The sequence below is a fragment of the Planctomicrobium mucosum genome (genome assembly GCF_051466335.1).
In the GTDB taxonomy this organism is placed as follows: Bacteria; Planctomycetota; Planctomycetia; order Planctomycetales; family Planctomycetaceae; genus Planctomicrobium.
In genome coordinates this window covers 2,152,341-2,172,326 of record NZ_CP195793.1, presented here as the reverse complement: position 1 = coordinate 2,172,326, position 19,986 = coordinate 2,152,341, and the positions used below count along the sequence as shown (strand labels likewise).

The following is a 19,986-nucleotide window of genomic DNA, read 5'->3' as shown; positions in this document are numbered from 1 at the left end:
CAGTGGCAGCCAGGACAGCGAGTAAGCCAATCGTCGTTTTTCGACTGTTTGTCAATTTACGGCCAAAAAAAGAGGAAGCAGAACCCTCAGAAGTTACCGACGGATTCGTCATCTGCCAGAACCTTATAAATCATTGTGTGCACAAAAGTGGAGTAGTCGAACTCGGTAGACAAAGGAGCCCAGTTCAGGCCATCCAGAAAGAGATTGAAATTGTTGAGTAGATGGGGCATGCGGGATGTGATCCCGATCTGCCTCATCAGGGTCGTATAGTTCAGCAGCGCAAAATTTGCTCCGAAGACCAATGAGAAAAGACTGAAAGCAATCTGTTCCGGCTTCCAACCTGCGGGCAACTTCAGCTCACCACCATCGATCGCATGACGAATCGGTTCCAAAGCGAACTGCAACGCCTGCTGCTCCAATTGTTGGAGACGCTCCCGGCGTTCCGACGTTACCTTCTCTTCGATGTTCGCCATCCGGACGATCATTTCGCTCCGAAAATAATGGCTGTGGTGTTGGGCGAACGTTTCATCAGCTGCAAACAACGCCATCAGTTTCTGACGCGAAGCCCCTTCTCGATTCTGGCCCTGAAAGCGGGCCGCTTTTGCGAAAAGCTCCACTCGCATTTCGGAACTTTGAATTGCGAGTGCAGCCACCAAATCCTCTTTGGACGAGAAATGCTGATAAATCGTCCCTTTCGAGTATTCCGTAGCTTCGGCCAGTCGATCCAGGCTTAAGCCGGCAAAACCTTGTTCAATGAACATCCCGCGTGCCACCGTCAGCAGCATCTGCTCACGGTTAGAAATCTCGCGTTGTTTTCGTGATGTAGTCCCCATGGCACAATTCTGACACTTCGTCGTTTTTTGTCAATAAGTCGATTTTCAAATTTTTCGTCATCAAGTCAGGTGACAGCCTGAACGTCGCCACCGGCATAAAACTCGCCATCCCCCTTCTGGGCATAGTCAAGATTCACACACAAAAAAAACGACGCATCCACCCAAATAGCTTCGAATTAAGAACATTCCGCGACCAGCGAAAACAGACAGACGTTGCCGGCCAACACTCCCCAAGTTGCGGACTGGGAATCAAACAATACGTTCGATTCGAAGAAGAGATCGAGTGACCTGCGAGCACGTGACGGCAACACAATCGACCGAGTGGATTACTGCCGAACCTTGAGTCGTCGGCACCTGCGACACCGTCCCCAGCCAATCAGCTTCAAGGACTGCAAAAGAATCACTCTGTTAAATCGAGGGGACTCGATCAATTCTTTTCGGTCAAGGTCATCCTCTCACATCGGCGTGAAGAGCAGCATCATCATTCTTGCATTTTGTCCCGACATGCATTGCAAATTATTGCAAGTGGTGACATGTCATCGGCGAATATAGCAAGATACAATCAACTCAGTCAGTTAACGGATTGGCACTGGCGTGAGACACTGAACACTCTCGCAAAAGCCAATCGGTAAGTGATCCTGCCTGCTGAAGACTGAAGGTCCTGTTTCACCGAACTCGACTGCACACTCTTCAACCAAAGTTTCCAGTGCCTCATGAAGCGATGCGACCGACGCTAAATGAGTTAGGTGTTCAAGAAAATTCAGTCCTGTGCAGCGTCACAATCGACTGACTGACCACTGATTGCCCCACAACTGAGGAGCCTGCCATGTTCTTCCTGTTCTCGGATTCTTCGCTTCATCCGGGCTCTCGCAGCATCCCTCAGCGCGTCGTAAGCTGAGCATATTTCCTCATCGGCTTAGCCGCTTATTCCGCTGTCACCGTCTCACGACGTGCAACCTCCCGCGTTCCACGTCGATCCTGCCATAAGCAACCTCCTTATGAGCCTAGAGTAGGAACACACATGCCCCGCTCCTCGACCTCCCGTTGTGCTGGTCCAAGCTGCTCTTCAGCACTTCATCGGCGTCAATTCATGCAGTTGGGTCTGGCTGGTTTTGGAAGCCTTTCCTGGCCCGGATTAATGAAACTCCGGGCAGACAATTCCATCAAGCCGAAAGAAGAACGAACCGCCGTCATCATGGTCTGGCTACCAGGCGGGCTCTCTCACCTCGACAGCTACGATCCGAAGCCTGAACTAGGGAGCGAATACCGCGGTCCATTCAGCGTTATCGACACGAACGTTCCGGGAATGCAGATCACAGAGCTGCTCCCCATGCATGCCAAGATCGCAGATAAGTACACGATTTTACGCTCGATGTACCACTCATCAGGGGGCCACCCAGCGGGCTCGATGACCATGCTGTCGGGCGATCCGGATACACGCGACAAAGATCGCCCCAAATATCCAGACTGGATGACGGTTGCCCATTACGTGCGATCTCGTGAAGCCAGCAATCGGTCAAATCCTCTCCCGAACTACGTCGGTGTCTCTCCACCACCTGATTACACCGGGCCAGCGTATGTCGGAAATGCCTATCTTCCGTTCGTCGTCGGCGGTAATCCAAATGCCGCGGACTTCAATGTCCCTAACGTCGGCCTCTCGGATGTCGCCGAGGCATCGCGACTCGGCGATCGGGTCGCCCTTCGCCAAAGCCTCGACCTGATGCACCGCGACTTTGACAGACAGATGGAACTTCAGGCCCTCGACGAGTTCGAAGCCCAGGCGATGACTCTGTTGACGGATCCCCGTACCAAAGAAGCGTTCGACCTCACCAAAGAAGATCCCGCAACGCGCGATCGCTATGGTCGTAATCAATGGGGACAACAACTCCTCCTCACCCGCCGCTTGGTCGAAGCAGGTGTGGAAATTGTGACAAGTTCCCTGCACGGAGAGTTGTGCGGGCGCGTTGGCAACTGGGACGACCACGCGGTGAATCACCACGTCTTTAATGGACTGCGATTCCGCAGCGTGGCATACGATCAGGCTGTGACCGCCCTCATCGAAGACATCTACGAGCGGGGTCTCGATAAACGCGTTCTGGTCTGTGTTACCGGGGAATTCGGAAGAACGCCGAAGATCGAGTTCGACCGCAGCACCGGCGAAGGGAATGCCAGCGCGCCAACGGGAGTCATTCAACCGGGACGCGACCATTGGCCTCGTGCGTTCTCCAACATCTGGGCTGGGGGGGGAATCCGCACCGGTCAAGTCATCGGAGCGACAGATCGGCGGGGCGAAGATGTCATCGAACGCGGATGCAAGCAGGGCGACTTCCTGGCCACGATCTATAGTCATCTTGGAATTGATTATTCGTCGATCATGATTAACGACTTCAACGGTCGTCCCACGTCAATCGTTGAAGATGGGAAAGCGATCCCAGAACTTGCGAGGGTCTACGGATGATTCACAACCAAGCATCTGCTGTCGGCGTCGCTCTCCTTCTGGCTGCGTTCTCGGTCTTTGCAGTTCACACACAGGTCAGTGCCGAAGAACTTACGTTCAACAACGACATCCTTCCGATTCTCTCGAAAACCGGGTGCAACGGCGGGGGCTGCCACGCAAAAGCGGGTAACGGTCAAAATGGGTTCCGACTTTCACTGTTCGGATTTGAGCCGACAGAAGACTACGAGCATATTGTTAAAGAGGGTCGCGGTCGTCGCATCTCCGCCGCTGCTCCGGAACAGAGCCTGTTACTGCTGAAGGCGACAAACTCTGTCCCACATGGAGGCGGAAAACGCTTCGAGGTCGATTCCAGTCATTACAAGCGAATTGTGGAGTGGATTGAACAAGGGATGCAGCAAGGGACCGCAGAAGATCCCCATCTCGTCTCTCTGGAAGTGCTGCCCCAGCGTAACGCACTCAAAACCCACGACAAACAACAGTTGCAGGTGCTCGCAACTTTCTCTGACCAGACGAAGCGGGATGTCACCGAACTCGCAATGTTCGAGTCGAACGACAAAAGCATGGCAGAGTGCGACGAGACAGGAATGGTCCACACCTTGGACCTCCCCGGGAATCTCGCTGTCATGGTCCGTTTTCAGGGTCTGGTCTCAGTTTACAACGCATATGTTCCATTGGGGGCACCAGTTGAAAACCTCCCTCCTCCCAAGAACTTCATTGATGAACATGTCTTTGCGAATCTGAAGCGTATCGGAATCCCCCCTTCACCGGTTTGCGACGACGCGACCTTCATTCGCCGTGTCTCGCTAGACATCACGGGACAACTCCCAACTCTTGAGCAGACTCGCGAGTTTCTCGAGGACACCCGCACCGACAAGCGAGAGCAACTTGTCGAAACTCTTCTGAACAGCCCCTCCTACGCGGACTTTTTCGCCAACAAGTGGTCTTCGCTACTTAAAAATCGTCGCGAGGCAGCGAGCGATAAGATTGTGACGTTCGCATTCCACTCCTGGCTGAGAGATGGATTCCTCGAAAACCGTCCGTACGACCAAATGGTCCGCGAACTACTGGGGTCCACAGGAGATATTGCTGGAAACCCTCCAGTCGCTTGGTACAAGCGAGTCAAGCAGCCTGAGCGACAATTGGAAGATGTTGCCCAGCTATTCCTCGGAGTGCGTATGCAGTGTGCACAGTGCCACCACCATCCGTTCGAGCGATGGAGTCAGGACGATTACTATGGCCTCTCCGCTTTCTTTATTCGCATTGGGCGGACACCAACGCCGGTTGCGGGGGAAGACATCATCTTCCACATCCGCGGGGTGGCAGAAGCCGAAAATCGAAAGACTCATAAGAAGCTCAAACCAAAACCACTCGGCGGAAGTGAGCTGGAGATTCCTCCCGATGACGACCCACGTTTGTATCTCGTCGATTGGATGCGATCGCCCGACAACCCTTACTTCGCGCAGGCACTTGTCAACCGCTACTGGAAGCACTTTTTCAAGCGGGGTTTGATTGATCCTGAAGATGACGTCCGAGACACGAATCCTCCTTCCAACCCAGAGTTACTCCAGGCGCTGTCGAAGCACTTTGTGGAGAGCGGGTTCGATCTCAAAGATGTGATTCGGTTAATTACTCAGTCACAGACATACCAACTCAGTTCCGTCCCCAACGAGTATAACCTCGTCGACCAGCAGATTTATTCGCGCTATTACCCGCGGCACCTGCAGGCTGAAGTCTTCCTCGACGCCATCGATACCGTCTCAGGAACGACCACCAGTTTTGCAGACGTTCCGGAAGGGACACTTGCGATTTCATTGCCTGACAACAGCTACACAGCCAATTCATACTTCCTGAAAGTGTTCGGGCGCCCGGACTCGAGCAGCGTGTGTGAGTGTGAACGAGTCGACAGTTCCAATTTGGCGCAGAGCCTGCACCTGCTGAACAGCCAGGAAATTCGTTCCAAGCTCACGGCAGAGTCTGGACGAGCAAAACGCCTGGCGACAGATGAGCGGACCGACGAAGAAAAAATTCGGGAACTCTATCTCGTCGCGCTCTCGAGAGAACCAAGACCGGAAGAGATTCAGATTGCAGAGTCGTATCTCGCGAAACCGCGGTTCGACGCGCAAGGAAATGCCCTGCCGACCGATCAAGCAAAACGTCAAACGTATGAAGATCTGATCTGGGCAATTTTGAACACCAAGGAATTCATTGTAAATCACTAACGTCAGCGGTTCACAATGAAACAGGTACCGATAATCATGATTGATCGATCACTGTTGAGTTCTCACGCGGTCCGATTGTTTGGAACTCTCATCGTTTTCCAACTTTGCCCTGCGTTGCTGTTGGCACAGTCCGTCGGTCTACCCGCTCCACGACTGCTGACCACTATGCCGACGGGTGGCCAGATTGGGACGACGATCGAAGTCACGATTACAGGAGAGAATGTCGACGACCCCGACGCAGAACTTCTGTTCTCCAATCCTGGCATTCGGGCTACTCATCTGACGGATGCTGCGGGATCTCCCATCCCCAACAAGTTCAGGGTGACGATCGACCCTGCATCCGAATCGGGAATTTGCGACGCTCGCGTCATGACACACATGGGGATTTCTTCTTCTCGCGCGTTTACGGTCGGAAAGAATCCTGAACAGTCTCGAAATGCTCCCAATAACACGATCGCTACGGCACAGAAGCTGGAGAACGATTCCGTCTTGAACTCCCACGCGACAGGGCGTTCTATCGACTTCTATACGTTTGAATCCAAGGCTGGAACCCGCACAATCATCGAATGTGCAGCTCCCCGCATTGACTCCCGTTTAGCCCCCGTGTTGATCGTCGCAGATCATCAGGGACGTGATCTCAAAGTGGATCGACTCAACGGCCTGATTGAATTCATCGCGCCCAGCGATGGCACCTACGTTGTTAAGGTGCATGACAAAACTTTTCAGGGAGGCCCGGAGTACTTCTACCGATTGGCACTGACCACAACTCCTGAAGGGTCCGACATCGTCCGCCAACCGGGAACGCGTCAAGTATGCGATTTTTCTGCACCACCTGCGTCTCTGCTCTACGAGACGGAGTTAGAGCCCAATCAGCAGGTGTCGCAGCAGATTCAGCTTCCATGTGAAGTTTCGGGAAGATTCTTTCCGGCGGCAGATGTCGACAGCTTTGAATTCGTCGGGACAAAAGGAGACGTCTGGTGGATCGAAGTCGTTTCACAACGACTCGGACTTCCCACAAATCCGTTCGTTCTGGTTCAGAAGGTCGTTCCCGGAGTCAATGGAGCAGCAGCGACGTTGACGGATGTCGCTGAGTTCAATGACATCCCACATCCATTGCAGGTCTCTTCAAATGGGTACTCCTACGACGGCCCCCCATATTATCCCGGAAGTGCCGATGCGCTCGGAACACTCACAATTCCTGAGGATGGAACTTACCGAATTCAACTTCGGGACCTCTTTGGTGGAACCCGGAATGATCCGGTCAACGAGTATCGACTCATCATTCGCAAACCAACTCCGGATTTCGCGCTGATCTGCTGGGCGAAGCATCTCACTCTGCGAAACGGAGATCGTGCAGCCCTGTCGAAACCCATCGCTCTCCGTCCGGGTACGACGATGGTGTTCGATGTTGTTGCAATTCGGAAAGACGGCTTCAACGGTGACATCGACATCGTGATGGAAGGTCTTCCTGAAGGAGTGACTGCAACCGGACTGAAGATTGCGGCTGGTCGAGCGACAGGAACGCTCTTGATCACAGCCTCCGAAAGTGCCCCACGGAACTGGGCGGTGTCCCGAATTGTCGGTCGAGGGAATGCGGGTGAGACAATGATCGAACGAGACGGTTCGATGGCCTCCATGGCCTGGCCGGTTCGTGATGCGTGGGGAGAGATTCCAAAGCCACGGCTGATGGTTGATATCCCTGTTTCCGTCGGTGATGCGGACGCAGCTCCACTAACAATTGCCCCTGCAGAAAACAAAGTCTGGGAAGTCGTCGCAGGCCAGAAGATCAGTGTCCCGCTGAAATTGACCTGGCGTGGTGAGTTCTCGGGTGCGCTGGTCCTCTCGCCATTGGGCGCAGGGCTTGAAGGAGTCAAAAGTATCGACGTCCCGCTGAACGCCCCATCACTCGAAACCGAAATCGATTCTGCAGCACTGAAACTCACCCCCGGCGAATACGTGCTCGGATTGCACGGCGGAGTTGTCTCACGCTATCGCGAACGCATGGACCGCCTAAAGCAGTGCGAGGATGACCTACGTGTTGCAGAAGAAAACCTGCAGAAATTGTTGACGAATGTCGCTGCCAACGATGCGAGCGAAGAGTTCGCCGCGCAACGTCAAGCAGCAGAGAAAATCAAGGCGGACGCTGAAGCGAAGCTCAAAGCGGCTCAGCAACGTTCGAATCCACAAGAGATTGCAGACATCGTCGTTTCCGAGCCGATTCGCATTCTTGTCACCCCGGCCTCCGGTTCATGATGATTAACATGCTGCCCGCCTCCACATCCCGTTCGATCGCAGTTTGCTTCGCTCTTTTCAGTGCATCCCTTTCAGCGATGGAATGTTCTGCGGAGTCAGATTTCTATCGGGATGTTTATCCCATCCTGAAATCGAATTGCGTTTCCTGTCACAACAAGACGACAACCGAGGGGAGCCTCAATCTTGAGTCCCCTCTCACGGCCCGTCAGGGTGGAGACAGTGGAGATGGCGTTGTCGCGGGGAAGGCAAGTGAAAGCCTGATCTATCAAGCGGCGATCCATGACGGGGGACTGGAAATGCCTCCGAAGAATAACAAGTCGGGAGCCAAGAATCTGACAAAAGATGAACTGGCAGTTCTGGCAGCCTGGATTAACGAAGGGGCCAAAGACTCAGTTCGTCAGCAAGATCAGATTCATTGGCGTCAGATCCCCGAGACTGTTCATCCCATCTACGCCGCCGCTATTACCGGTGACGGTCGCTGGGCAGCAGCCGGGCGCGGCAATCGTCTTGAACTTTACGACATCGCCACTCTGACTCCAGCCCAGACGCTCACTGACCCCGCCTGCTCCAAGTTGATCCCTGATGGAGAACCAGGAGCAGCACATAACGGCGTGCTACAAGCTCTCGCCTTCAGTTCAAGTGGTGAATGGCTCGCCTCCGGAGGCGAACGGGATGTGAAACTCTGGAAGCGGTCTCCTCTCCTCCAGCCGCAGAGAATTCAACCACCCGCTTCTGACATCGTTGCTTCAGATCTCAGCTTCGACGGATTGCGTTTCGCAACATTGACCAAATCTGGTTCTCTGACCATTCAGGACACAGTTACCAGCTCTGTGATCCAGACATGGGACAACATTCCCGTAGGTGACAAGCCTGTTATTTCCATTTCATCCGACGACCAGCTACTCGCGATCGCACTCCCAGACAACAAAATCAATATTCGAAGTGTATCGGGCGACATTCAGGAAGCGACGATTGAAACAGGAACTGAGCTAAAATCTCTACTCTGGGGGAACCGTACGAACGTTCTCATCGCTGTCGGTCCAGATTCAACGCTGCGAATCTGGAACTTCACCGGTGGGCTCGCTGCTGGTGTTCCTGCTCCTCAATTGATCAACGATCAAAATCCTTCCATCACCGCACTGAGTGTGATTGCCCACTCGGACCTCGTGCTGGTTTCCGATGCCTCAGGACAGAACCGGGTCTTTAATGCTGCTGACGCCACCTTCGTCAATCAATTTCAAAGCCCCGTGAGTCCTGCGCATGGGATGACAGCGGCAAATGACTTGTTTGTTTGCTCTACCCCAGAGGGGATCATCCGCGTCATCAACAGCAAAGATGGTCAGGTCACCAAGGATCTGTCGACGAGCATCTCGATGAAAGAGGCGCTCGGCAAGGTGACTCGCGAACTCGACATGAAGAAGCTGAACCTGAGCTATTTCCAAGCGAAGGTCACTGAACTTGGAGGGCAAAACGCCAGCTTGGACGTGGTTCTCGGGAAAGCCAAGGAAACCATCGAGATCGCGAATGGGGTCCTTCCAACAAAAGAAATGAACTATCAGACTGCACTCGATGCAGAAGCGCTGACTCTCAAGAAGATTGAGGATTTGAAGCAGCAGCTTGAATCACTGAAGTCGCAGGGATCACCCGCGGACATGCTGAAGCCTGTCGAGGATCAAATCACTCAGGCACAGGCAACCGCGGCAGCGGAGGCGAGAAACACAAAAGCAAGTCTAAGCACTCTCTCAGAATCACGTAATCAGATTCAGGATGCAAAAGTTGAAATCGAGCGAGCCACAGAGCTGAAGGACAAGAATCTCGCGTTAATTGCATCTGCAAACGAATCCATCGCGCAGACCTCACAGGAAATCGAAGCGAAGACTGGTGCCGTCACGCAGGCAACAGCAGAGATTGCTGCCCAACGTCGAGTGCCGAGTTCGATCTGTTTTTCAGCGGATGGTCAACTGGTGGCTTCAATTGACGAATCTGGAGAATTCCGGGCATGGAGCCATAAGACAGGCTCCCCTGTTGCACAATTCCACACCGCAGAGTCGTTCGCAAGAGCAGTGCTCCAATCGCCGGAAGCGGGGGTGTTTGTCGCCATTCATGCTGATGGAAGTCGAACAAAATTCGACTTGAACACCAGTTGGACTCTGGAAAGAACATTCGATGAGTCCAGCCATCCGTCCGTCTTTTCAAACCGCGTTTCGGCCGTCTGTTTCAATCCTGCGGGAGACATCCTCGCGGTCGGAAGTGGCTCCCCTTCCCGATCAGGCGACATCAGCCTTTGGGACGTTCAAACAGGAGAGTTGATTTCTCTCTGGGAAGAACGCCACGCAGATAGTGTGTTAAGTCTGACGTTCTCCCCGAACGGAGAGCAACTTGCTTCCGGGAGTGCTGACCGGCTGGCAAAGATCACAGAAGTCGGGACGGGCAACCACGTCGCCCTATTCGAAGGACATACGCATCATGCAATGTCGGTCTCATTCCGTGCCGACAATCGCTTCGCTGCGACAGGTGGCGGCGACGGAAGCGTGATTATCTGGGATCTGGCATCTGGTGAGCGGCAGCGCAAGATCCAAGGTTGGAACAAAGAGGTGACCGCGATTCAGTACCTCGGCGCGAGTACCATGATTGCATCCGCTTCCGGAGACGAGATGGTGAGAATTGTGAACGATGCAGGAGGGGAAATCCGGGCATTTCGAGCACTCCCAAATTTCATGCACACTCTCGCTGCATCGGAAGATGGCACAATCTTAGTTGCCGGCGGTGAAGATGGTGTGCTCCGTGTCTGGGATACTGCCACTGGTCAGGAACTGGCCCAATTCGGAAAGAAATAGGACGAAATTTCCAAGTTGAACTCTTTCAGTCAGTCTTCTCAATGAGATCAGGCTTCGCGAACCGTATCGGTGTCGTACGGGTCTCCATCACGACCTGAGAGGAACTCGGCGGCCAACAGCGAGTCGATTGATGGGCGGCGATGCACTTTCATTCGCCAGTTCAAATGCTGCAAGGTCCACAGTCTCCGAAGTATTAAACGTAATTTCGCGAGAACCTGCGATCGTCTTCGCTGGCCAACCATCACTCTTCAATAAGCCGCCTGAACGACGATTTTGCAGCGAGAAAAACTCTCTTCACCGAAGGACTGCGTCCCTTCATCACAAGGCTTCGAACACCGGCAACGGCGAGGCGTGAGACCTCGGAAGACCTCACCATACCAGTCTGAATAGGGACAATTCCCGGTCACGAATTGTCGTGCGTTTGAGAATTAGTCGCAGTGTCCGCTTCAGACTGTTCAATCATCTCATGAACAGACTTCCGATTCCCTCATATTCTCCTGTCAATAAAATCGTCAAACTTCTCATCAAATCGATGCTTTCCGCAAACAATATTGCAAAAATATGACCACTGGATCAGCAAAATGCATCATCCATTGACAATAAGAATTTTGCGAGCGTAAATTCAAACCAACCCATCAACATTTACAACTAAGTAAGTGTTGTCTTTATTTTAGAACTTCCCAATTCGGATTTGATAGGTCATTCGTTTTTATTGTCGACTATGAAAGAGTGAGGAGAGATCAATGGTTCCTGAGAATTCTCTTTTCAAAGTGAAATCCCCCCTGCAGTCGCCCACTCGAAGGGTGCTCCCGGGATTCACTTTGATCGAGTTGTTGGTCGTGATCGCCATTATCGCGGTTTTGATCGCATTGCTTTTACCTGCGGTTCAACAGGCTCGAGAAGCGGCTCGCCGAACTCAGTGCAAGAATAATCTCAAGCAGCACGGCTTGGCATTACACACTTACCACGACACATACTCCAAATTTCCGGCCGGCGGAGGAAACGTCGATCCAGCTTGGGGAGAAAGTTACTGGGTCGCATTGCTGCCCTATCTCGATCAAGCTGCAATTTACAATCGATGGGATTTTGCTGCAGGGAATTCAGCAGAACTGAAAGCCAACGAAGAGATTGTTTCCGGTAAGACTTTGGCCTGGCTGTTGTGCCCTTCCTCGCCACTCCCTCCTCTCGTTCAGATTCCAAACGATGCTTGGCGCCCAAACTGGGGCGCTCACATGGTCGGTAACTACTTTGGAGTCGCGGGCGCAAACAACTCGTCGATCTGGAGTGATCCAGGTAACATTCCAAATGCATCTCTTCCTTGGGCTGGAGCAGGTTCCGCGATCTTCTCTGACAATGGATTGATTTCATCCAAAACCTTTAAATCAATGTCGAACTGCACGGACGGCATGTCCAACACAATTGTCATCGGAGAAATTAGCGAAAAGCTGCGGGACTCTGCCGGCGGCTACCACGAAGTGCGCCCGAACGGAAATGCAGAAGGAACATGGTTCAAAGGAAATTATGGTGGATTCAGTGGAAATCTGATGTACACGACAGTTGTCGTCAACTACCCGCCCAACGCTCAGGTCGTTAATCAGGTGGGTGTCTACCCAGGGGGATGGTCAGCGTTCAACGCTCCGTTCACATCCGCCCATGTTGGAGGCGCTCAAGTCCTGCTCGGTGATGGCGCGGTTCGATTTGTCTCGAACAATGTGCATCTCGACACACTGAAGCATTTGGCTGCAGCGGACGACCGCCAGGTGATTGGAGAATTCTGAATACCGACCTCCCATGACGTCGGTATTCGCGCAGCTACGGGAATTTGCTCCAAGCGCACTCCTTCAATCTCTTTCTGTCTATCAGGACTTCGAAATGCGGACTCGTTTGCCATTTGTTTTGATCTGCCTCGCGGCACTCTGCGGGTGTAACAGCGCTCCCGACGATGCTTACAAAGGTCCCAAAGGAACGGTCTCGGGGAAGGTGACACTGAAAGGAAAGCCACTTCCCGCAAAATGCATGATTCTTTTTCAGGCTCCTGCGACTGGATATACAGCCACGGGTCAGCTTGATGAAAATGGTGCCTATTCGCTGGTGTTCCAGGGAAGCCCACAAATCCCGGCTGTCGACTATCTCGTTCAGTTGAGCGGACCTCCTGATGAACTGGTTTCGGACGATAAAGCCCCAAAAGTCGGTCCTCGGCCAATTATTCGTAAGGATCCTCCCTTTCCCGTGCGCTATACCCTAGGTGGTACGAGTGGATTGAAGCACACCGTTAAATCCGGGGAAAACAAGGACGTGGATTTCGATCTCAAATAGATCCCCCTTCAAGCCTGCGGGCTACCAGCTTCGGCACCGCAGCGTGCAGGCGTAACCTCAAGCAAGCGACCGAGTGCCGATCCTCTTACGAGAGCATCGGCACTTTTCATTTTGCGGACACCAAGAGGAGTGTCCGCGGCACCACAACTTACAGGCGTTCGAATGAGATCGATCATTTCAATGCCGCGTCAGTTTAATCCGATTTCACTGACTCGATAATTCAAGTTTGCAATTCGTCCGAGGCACACTCACATTGCAAACCCATTTCACGGATTTGCTTTGAGAACGAGGGAATGACTCCGGTCCACTTCAACTCCCCGAGGACCTTCCCGTCGCTGTCCAGGCCACGACTTACGAAGCCATAGATCTCCTGAAAGACATAGTGATTCTTTTCATCGAGGCCCAGGCACTCTGCCACGCTGGTCACTTTCCGTGAGCCATCAACCAGCCTCGCAATCTGGATCACAATATGAATCGCCGATGCAACCTGCATGCGCGACACATGCGCAGGAAGACTGACATCACTCATCATACAGAGTGTTTCCAGTCGAACGGCTGCGTCGCGAGGAGTCGTCGCATGAACGGTGGCTAAGGATCCATCATGCCCGGAAATCATCGACTGAACGAGATCGAGAGCTTCTCCCCTTCGAACTTCACCGACAATAATCCGGTCTGGTCGCATTCGTAACGAATCAACAAACAGTTCACGAATCGTCACTTTCTCAAATCCTTCACCTCCTAGCTGGGATTCAAGATAAAGCGTGTGGGGCTGGTTTAATTGAAGTTCGCTGCTGTCTTCAATCACGATGATTCGCTCGTATTCAGGAATACATCCAGACAATGCATTTAATATCGATGTCTTTCCGGATCCAGTTCCTCCGGAAATGATTGTGTTCTTATGACAGCGAACAACAGCATTGAGAAAATCCGCGACATTCTGAGTCAGCGAGTTCCACTTCACTAAGCTCGTCAAATCGAAAGAAGCCTTTCGAAACTTCCTGATGGTGATGCACACCCCCTGTCGACTTGTGGGAGGCACAATCACATGTACACGTGATCCATCCGGCAATCGGGCGTCCATACTATGATTTCCGGGCCCGACTTCTCGATTTACATACTCAGCGATATTTCTGGCTGCAGCGGACAAAAAAGAAGAATTCGGAAATTGAAGTTCGGACCGGTGGATCCGCCCTCCTTTTTCAAAAAAGACTGTCTCGTGCCCATTGATCATCACTTCCGAGACATCCGGATCAGAGAGTAACGAATCAATCGGACCGAGGAAGAACTTTAGCGTCTGCAGATAGACTTCTCGTCGGTCCACGGCATTCACCCTCTGGTTATCGCAACGATCATTATAGAACAGACTAAAATTCCATTGAAGATTTCTTGGTTTCAATTTAGCGTTAATAAGACAGGTCAATCCACTCACAAAATCTCAGATTCTCGCGAGACGCAAGGGGGGTGTGCATGCCAGCGATCATCCGAATTCAAGCGGAAGGACAGCCCCCGCGAGAACATTGGATCCAGAATGAGATGATGCGAATTGGTTCCTCGCAAAACAGTGACCTGCTCATCGACTTCCCCAATATCGAAGGACATGTCCTGACGCTCCGCTTTGCAAGCGGCCATTATCAACTCATAAATCGATCCGGGAGAGACCTTCCGCTTGGTGATGCAGTCCTGCCGGCAGGACGGACCGTTGAATGGAATTCGGACGATCAATTGAGTCTCGGCGAGGGAATCTCACTGGATCTGGTGATCAAAGGCTCTCCAGAACCCTCTCCTGATCCGTCCGGTCAAGATATTGTCGAACAGTATCGGCAGCGGTCGATCAAGGAACGGGAGTCCAGAATCGCCGAGGCAAACACTGAATCCTCAACAGACAAGAACAAAAGCAAAGAGGATGATCCGGGAAAGAACGGCTCCAAGGCGAGGAATCTGCAGAACATTCTCGGGGTATTTTTACTACTGATTGCACTGGGTATCGGAGGCGGGGTCGTCGCGATGCTTGTCACAGGCTCAGGAGCAAGCGACGAGATCACATGGAATCACCCATCGCGGATAGGAAAATTTCTTCTGAGGTTTTCCGATCAACTCCCAGCCCAGTTACTCAACCGACTGCAACAAACAGAGCAGTCGCTTGAACTAAAAGATGAGGAAATGGCACGACATCGATTGAAGCGATTGTCTGACGTGACGAAAAAGATGAAGTTGGAGGCAAGCACTCCGATGGTCATACATGTTGAAAAGCCAGATGGCAGCAAGATCGAATTGGACTACACAAACGATCTAAATTCCTACATCACTTACTATTTGACCCTTTACGGAAAAGAGTAACCATCCGCGATCGCCAGCCCCGGTTTCTTAACATGGATTATGAAACAAGTTTCATTGTTTTCGAGTTGAATTTCCGATTGCAGAATTCAACGAGTAATGGATCTTAAGGCAAGTGAACCGGCACAGTACTGGACCGGAAAAGTTCCTGCTCATAAGTCAGCCAGGCAACTACAAAAACAGCCCTCCCGTCAGTCTCAAGAAAAATCGTGTAATCTTCACTATGAAACGCCCTCAAAATCGATAGCATTCAAGTCGTTAGTATTTTCGCATCTCCGATCGTTGTCTCTTGAGAAGGCCGAATGATGATGTTGAGAAATTATTGTAACGAGATTGCCAGATTCCACGCCGATGAAGATGGCGATCAAGCGATGAGTAACGTCATGCTTCTTGGCGTTGGTGCGCTGGTCGTGGTCGCCTTGATTGCTGTTGGGACTTACATCTTCAACAAGACGAAGCCCAGTTTGCAGAACGCAACCAAAGATCCAGGATTCGCCGTTCCGAATTAACTACACAACTACGAACTCGCAGCTGAGTCTTCAAAGGGGCCAATTCGATTCGTCCTCACCAATCTGGTTCTCCAGCATAGGAGCACGTGCTCTGAAATCAGGTCTGAAGTCGTCGGGTTGCATTTTCAATTCACGGTCCCCCTCTTCGCTGAATTCAGCAGTTAGCTCGAGCATTTTGCCGTACTCTGGAGATCGAACTTGCTTCTCGTCGGAGATTTTGGCTAGGAATTTTCAACGCCAGAGACCTCTCGTCGAGCACGTGGTCAAGTCTTGTCGTCGAGATCGAAACAGACTGAGCAGCAACCATGGTGGCTTCTCTCGCTGAGACGGATTCACAGCCTGTCACCAGCGTCGCCCTGACGTCCACACGTCGGCGACTCTGGCAGATCTCATTTGCATTTCCCCTTTTTCTGGCCCCCATTAGCTTTCTGAGTTGGCGTTTCACCGCACACCGATTAGGAACGATGTGCGGACTCCTTCTGATCGTTTTTGGACTCGTCTGCCTGATTACGGATTATCGATGGCAGAAGATTTACAACTGGGTGACCTACCCCGCCCTCATCTGGTTTCTTCTCATCAATTCGATTGCGAGTTCACTTCCCGTTCAGACTTCTGTTTCCAATCAAACATCCGAATTGAACTTGAGCCTGCCTCCCGTCGGGCCGCCGTTTCTAGGGGCAATTGGGATTGGGGAATCCGTTATGGGAGCCGTAGTATTTCTGGCTGCAGCGTCCATGATCTCCGGAATCGCCCGACTGGGAGGCGGAGATATCAAGATGATGACTGTGATCGGGGCTGCCCTGGGGGTTCGAGAAGCGTTCCTCGCGATGATTATTGCCTATCTTCTGGCCGGGATCGTGAGTCTGGCAATGCTGTTACGACGCGTCGGATTTTTCAAACTGGGTCGCTTCTCGCTGCAATGGATTGGGCATACGTTGCTTCCTGTTTCTTTCTCGAAACCGGAACTTGGTGAATCTGAATTTCTATCTCAGCCTGTCCCCGTTGGAGGCTTTCTCGCCTGCGGGGCTGTATTTGCGATGGGACCGCTTTCCTACCTCAGTTGTTAAACAACTATCACGAAACATACAGGGGGCGATTGACGTGAGAAAACATCAGAAAAATCGCACTCACTCACGGAATACCTCCACATCGAATCCGCGAAGCGGCATGGTGGAGTTTGAGGCAGTCATGACATTGGGGGTGATGTTCCCGCTCGCGGTCGCTCTCCTTGGACTGGCAGTCCGCGGTTTTTCCTATATGCATTCACTGATGATCTGCAGCTTGGGATGGCCCTATTTGTAAGTAAGAAAAGGTGCCGATCTCATCACTCCACGAAGGGCCTTCAAAGTGAGTTTTTTCTGGATTTGGCTGAGTTCCATTGAATGGATTGTGTTTTTCTGGCTAGTGAGTCTGGTCATCAGCGGCTGGATGACAGTTCAGATCTGCCGTGGGTTTTCTCTCCGTCGCGTGTCAATGACTGCCAGTGACGAATCGGGGGCGTCATACTCTCTCGGATGGGTCATGACGCTGCCGTTTTACATTGTCTTCGTTGGATTCACGACAGAATGCACGTTGCTCATGGTTGCTAAGGCAGGAAGCGTTTACTCGGCATATGCTGGAGCAAGAACGGCAATCGTCTGGAACGGTGTTGAAGACGGAAATATGCAGACGCTGCAACGGGCTCGAGAAGCGGCTCAACAAGCTTTTGTCCCATTCGCAAATGGAACGCGGAGGGTCCACCGGACCATCAATGCTGCGCAGGCGAGTGGATGGCACCGAGCCTACACAAGAGCTCACAACGACTTCTCCACCAAACCCGCTTCCTCAAGATTCCTTTTCGCCAAGATGAAGGATTCGACCGATTCCCTCTCGGTCACTCTCTCCTCACCGACGGATTTCCTTGACGACATCCGCTGCAAAGTGGAATACCGGTATCGCTTTCATGTTCCCATTGTCGGCAACATTCTCGGATCTCAGGGAGGCGATGGCTATTACACCCGCCCGATTGTCAGCGAGGTTTCGCTGCAAAACGAAGGCCTGCAAAATGCGTCTGGACGCTTAGGCATCGCTTTTTTAGGACCATAAGTGACTTCACATCACCACTATCTTCGTTCAATTCTGACAGGAGAGGACGCAAGCCACTCGGCGAGCCCAGCCCCCCACGAAGCAGCCCCCTCCCTATCTCGAACAGTGATCGTCAGCGAAGAAGGCAAACTCACCTTGGTGACATTGATCACCATCATGTTCATGCTGCTGCTGATTGGCTTTGTCTGCAACATCGGAGTCGCGATCAAACGGAAGATGGAACTCCAAAATGCCGCGGATGCTGCGAGCTACACCTCGGCTCTCTGGATGGCCCGTGGAATGAATGCCATCACCACCACGAACCACCTGCTCGGTGAAGCGACCGCCATGATGACAATCATCGATGCGTTCGGCGGAAAATTGCTGGAAACGGGTGACACATCACCTGTCATCAGCGAAAGCCAGGCAAAGTGCAATGAGATTCGCACATTGATCCAGCTTGAAGGGACTCCCGCATCGGTAAGCGCAAACGACGGGAATTTTTCGAGTTCTATTCACAGCATCGACGAACGGTTGGTGAAAGAGGTCTCAGATGCCGTCTTGCCTGACAGTCGTTCAGATGATGGAAAGCACACGGCAGCGGCAACACTCTACGATGCTCAGCTGACGCTCCGCAGCATCACCATACTCGCTTTCAAAATGAAGCAAGCAGCCCATGTGATCACCGTGGCCACGTTCTGGATTCCATTTGGCATTGGCCCCGCAATCGAGACAGCCTGCCTTTCAGTACACACTTATATCAGCGCGACGATCCTGCCGCGGGTGTTGATCGAATGGAAGATGCTTGAAGGACTCGAAGTGGCAGTGATTCCGCTGACGAAAGTCCGAACCGTCATGAGGGAAACCTTGGTCCCTGCACTCACCCTCTACGCAGACTCAGTCGCAGGACGATCTCCGGGTGGGAAAAAACTCTCGGCGAACTTGCTTCAATCAGCTCCATTAAACAGAGCCGTCGACAGGTCTCTGAACAACCTCAAGGAATTCTACAAAGGCCAGAACGTCGAGTTGCATGTTTTTCCGGACGTGAAAAAGTTGCGTCTTCCGGTCGAACCGGAAACGCCCCCCAAGAACGAAGTCAACAAGAAAATTCCGCCGAGCCTCTGGAGCGAGGAGTTTGAAAAAGACCCACTCTTGGTCGGAATGATCAAGATTTTCGAAGCGGTCACGAGCCCCATCAACGTCGGATTAGATGTCGTTGGAGGGTTGCTCGACGCTGTTTCCGGAATCCTCTCTGTCGTCGGACTGGATGACAGCTTTCTCGGAAAAATTAATGATGAACTCAACTCGGCGATAGGCAAAACAAAGGTCGATACAAACCTTCCGGAGTACCCAGGAGATTATGCCTCGAACCCGAGTCGCGATCCCAACTCAAAGTACGCGATGCCGGAAACTGACATTGAACAGACCCGTGTCTCCCAATTCACTCGCGCGTCCTATCCGTACGTCAACAGTTTCCGTGGTCCGATCTACAACTTTCTGGACCAGATATTCAAGCTCTCTGCGGCCGGTCATCTCTATGTTCATTACTCGAATCGGTATCTACTGGCGAACGTTCATCTCATCCGCACGGGCGACGACGATGCCGAAAAAGCATACGTCTACGTGATGGAGAACAGCAGCCCTCAGGAGCGAGGGTTTGAAACATGGACCCAAGACAGGTCGCAAGGCGAACTACTGTTTTCGCTGAGTGCCACAGCGACAAGCAAATTTCAGTCTCCGCTGCTGATTCAGTCGATGTACAAAAATCCGCACAAGACCGGGAATGTCACCATTTCTGGAAGCATGTTCTACAACGCAAACGGCCGCCAAGTCACAGGGGGCCCTCAGCTCACGCAAACTCAGGTCAATTCTGGCTGGAATACTCTCAATTGGACTCCTCCCGTCAAAGCGTTGGAATGGGGAGACCATCCTGTCGCAAAACGCGATGTCGATTTCACAAGCCTGTTTACAGGTTCTCAACAAACTGACTCCCAGGCGCAAGTCACGATCAACTGGCAAGCCAAGCTGATCCCGTTAACTCCCGAAGGACGGCTGCTGAATCATCTGAATCAGGGACTACAGGACTCGTCATCAACTCTTCCGGGGAACAGCAAATCGATCTTGAAGAAAGCACTGAAGCACCGAGAACTTCTTAACCATTAG

The 19,986-nt window shown here is 52.3% G+C and carries 14 protein-coding genes; 12 read left to right on the top strand and 2 right to left on the bottom strand.

From position 1 onward, the window contains the following. Positions 1-86 precede the first annotated feature (86 nt). A complete protein-coding gene (locus SH668x_RS08805) occupies positions 87-833 on the bottom strand; it encodes a TetR/AcrR family transcriptional regulator (RefSeq protein WP_437188322.1) in 747 nt (248 codons plus the stop codon). A 1,021-nt stretch (positions 834-1,854) separates the two neighbouring features. Between SH668x_RS08805 and SH668x_RS08800 the strand changes: the two genes are divergently transcribed. The 6 genes from SH668x_RS08800 (at position 1,855) to SH668x_RS08775 (ending at position 12,916) form a co-directional block, all read left to right on the top strand. Beyond that, positions 1,855-3,291: a DUF1501 domain-containing protein gene (locus tag SH668x_RS08800; RefSeq protein ID WP_437188321.1), complete on the top strand. Its 1,437-nt coding sequence runs from the start codon at positions 1,855-1,857 to the stop codon at positions 3,289-3,291. Continuing rightward, entirely contained in the window at positions 3,288-5,510 is a 2,223-nt protein-coding gene (locus SH668x_RS08795; protein ID WP_437188320.1) for a DUF1549 and DUF1553 domain-containing protein, read from the top strand. Before SH668x_RS08800 ends, SH668x_RS08795 begins: the two co-directional genes overlap by 4 nt. Positions 5,511-5,546: 36 nt before the next feature. Further along, positions 5,547-7,763, top strand: a complete 2,217-nt coding sequence (locus SH668x_RS08790; RefSeq protein ID WP_437188319.1) for a serine protease — start codon at positions 5,547-5,549, stop codon at positions 7,761-7,763. An 8-nt stretch (positions 7,764-7,771) separates the two neighbouring features. Continuing rightward, entirely contained in the window at positions 7,772-10,600 is a 2,829-nt protein-coding gene (locus SH668x_RS08785; RefSeq protein ID WP_437188318.1) for a c-type cytochrome domain-containing protein, read from the top strand. Positions 10,601-11,421: 821 nt separating this feature from the next. Then, on the top strand, positions 11,422-12,378 hold the full coding sequence (locus SH668x_RS08780) for a DUF1559 family PulG-like putative transporter (RefSeq protein WP_437188317.1): 957 nt from the start codon (positions 11,422-11,424) through the stop codon (positions 12,376-12,378). A gap of 13 nt (positions 12,379-12,391) precedes the next feature. Next, positions 12,392-12,916 carry a hypothetical protein gene (locus SH668x_RS08775; RefSeq protein ID WP_437188316.1) on the top strand — a complete coding sequence of 175 codons (525 nt, stop codon included), beginning with the start codon at positions 12,392-12,394 and terminating at the stop codon, positions 12,914-12,916. A gap of 220 nt (positions 12,917-13,136) precedes the next feature. On the opposite strand, the gene SH668x_RS08770 is transcribed toward SH668x_RS08775, so the two are convergent. Continuing rightward, complete coding sequence (locus tag SH668x_RS08770) at positions 13,137-14,237, bottom strand: CpaF family protein (RefSeq protein ID WP_437188315.1); 1,101 nt, start codon at positions 14,235-14,237, stop codon at positions 13,137-13,139. A 146-nt stretch (positions 14,238-14,383) separates the two neighbouring features. Between SH668x_RS08770 and SH668x_RS08765 the strand changes: the two genes are divergently transcribed. The 6 genes from SH668x_RS08765 to SH668x_RS08740 all read left to right on the top strand — a co-directional run bounded on the left by SH668x_RS08765 (position 14,384) and on the right by SH668x_RS08740 (position 19,986). Next, positions 14,384-15,253 (top strand): hypothetical protein, encoded by an 870-nt coding sequence (locus SH668x_RS08765; protein ID WP_437188314.1) that lies wholly within the window; start codon positions 14,384-14,386, stop codon positions 15,251-15,253. 299 nt (positions 15,254-15,552) lie between these two features. After that, entirely contained in the window at positions 15,553-15,759 is a 207-nt protein-coding gene (locus tag SH668x_RS08760) for a hypothetical protein (RefSeq protein ID WP_437188313.1), read from the top strand. Positions 15,760-16,064: 305 nt separating this feature from the next. Continuing rightward, entirely contained in the window at positions 16,065-16,826 is a 762-nt protein-coding gene (locus tag SH668x_RS08755) for a prepilin peptidase (RefSeq protein WP_437188312.1), read from the top strand. A gap of 100 nt (positions 16,827-16,926) precedes the next feature. After that, positions 16,927-17,061: a hypothetical protein gene (locus SH668x_RS08750; protein ID WP_437188311.1), complete on the top strand. Its 135-nt coding sequence runs from the start codon at positions 16,927-16,929 to the stop codon at positions 17,059-17,061. 87 nt (positions 17,062-17,148) lie between these two features. Further along, on the top strand, positions 17,149-17,844 hold the full coding sequence (locus SH668x_RS08745) for a hypothetical protein (RefSeq protein ID WP_437188310.1): 696 nt from the start codon (positions 17,149-17,151) through the stop codon (positions 17,842-17,844). Beyond that, positions 17,845-19,986, top strand: coding sequence for a Tad domain-containing protein (locus SH668x_RS08740; protein WP_437188309.1), 2,142 nt, complete (start codon positions 17,845-17,847; stop codon positions 19,984-19,986). It abuts the gene before it with no gap.

What these genes read in the sequence shown, in the direction of transcription:
- SH668x_RS08765 (WP_437188314.1), top strand. Translation starts at nt 14,384, where the DNA reads ATGCCAGCGATCATCCGAATTCAAGCGGAAGGACAGCCCCCGCGAGAA.
- SH668x_RS08760 (WP_437188313.1), top strand. Translation starts at nt 15,553, where the DNA reads ATGATGATGTTGAGAAATTATTGTAACGAGATTGCCAGATTCCACGCC.
- SH668x_RS08755 (WP_437188312.1), top strand. Translation starts at nt 16,065, where the DNA reads ATGGTGGCTTCTCTCGCTGAGACGGATTCACAGCCTGTCACCAGCGTC.
- SH668x_RS08785 (WP_437188318.1), top strand. Translation starts at nt 7,772, where the DNA reads ATGCTGCCCGCCTCCACATCCCGTTCGATCGCAGTTTGCTTCGCTCTT.
- SH668x_RS08795 (WP_437188320.1), top strand. Translation starts at nt 3,288, where the DNA reads ATGATTCACAACCAAGCATCTGCTGTCGGCGTCGCTCTCCTTCTGGCT.
- SH668x_RS08775 (WP_437188316.1), top strand. Translation starts at nt 12,392, where the DNA reads ATGACGTCGGTATTCGCGCAGCTACGGGAATTTGCTCCAAGCGCACTC.
- SH668x_RS08805 (WP_437188322.1), bottom strand. Translation starts at nt 833, where the DNA reads ATGGGGACTACATCACGAAAACAACGCGAGATTTCTAACCGTGAGCAG.
- SH668x_RS08750 (WP_437188311.1), top strand. Translation starts at nt 16,927, where the DNA reads ATGGTGGAGTTTGAGGCAGTCATGACATTGGGGGTGATGTTCCCGCTC.
- SH668x_RS08800 (WP_437188321.1), top strand. Translation starts at nt 1,855, where the DNA reads ATGCCCCGCTCCTCGACCTCCCGTTGTGCTGGTCCAAGCTGCTCTTCA.
- SH668x_RS08790 (WP_437188319.1), top strand. Translation starts at nt 5,547, where the DNA reads ATGATTGATCGATCACTGTTGAGTTCTCACGCGGTCCGATTGTTTGGA.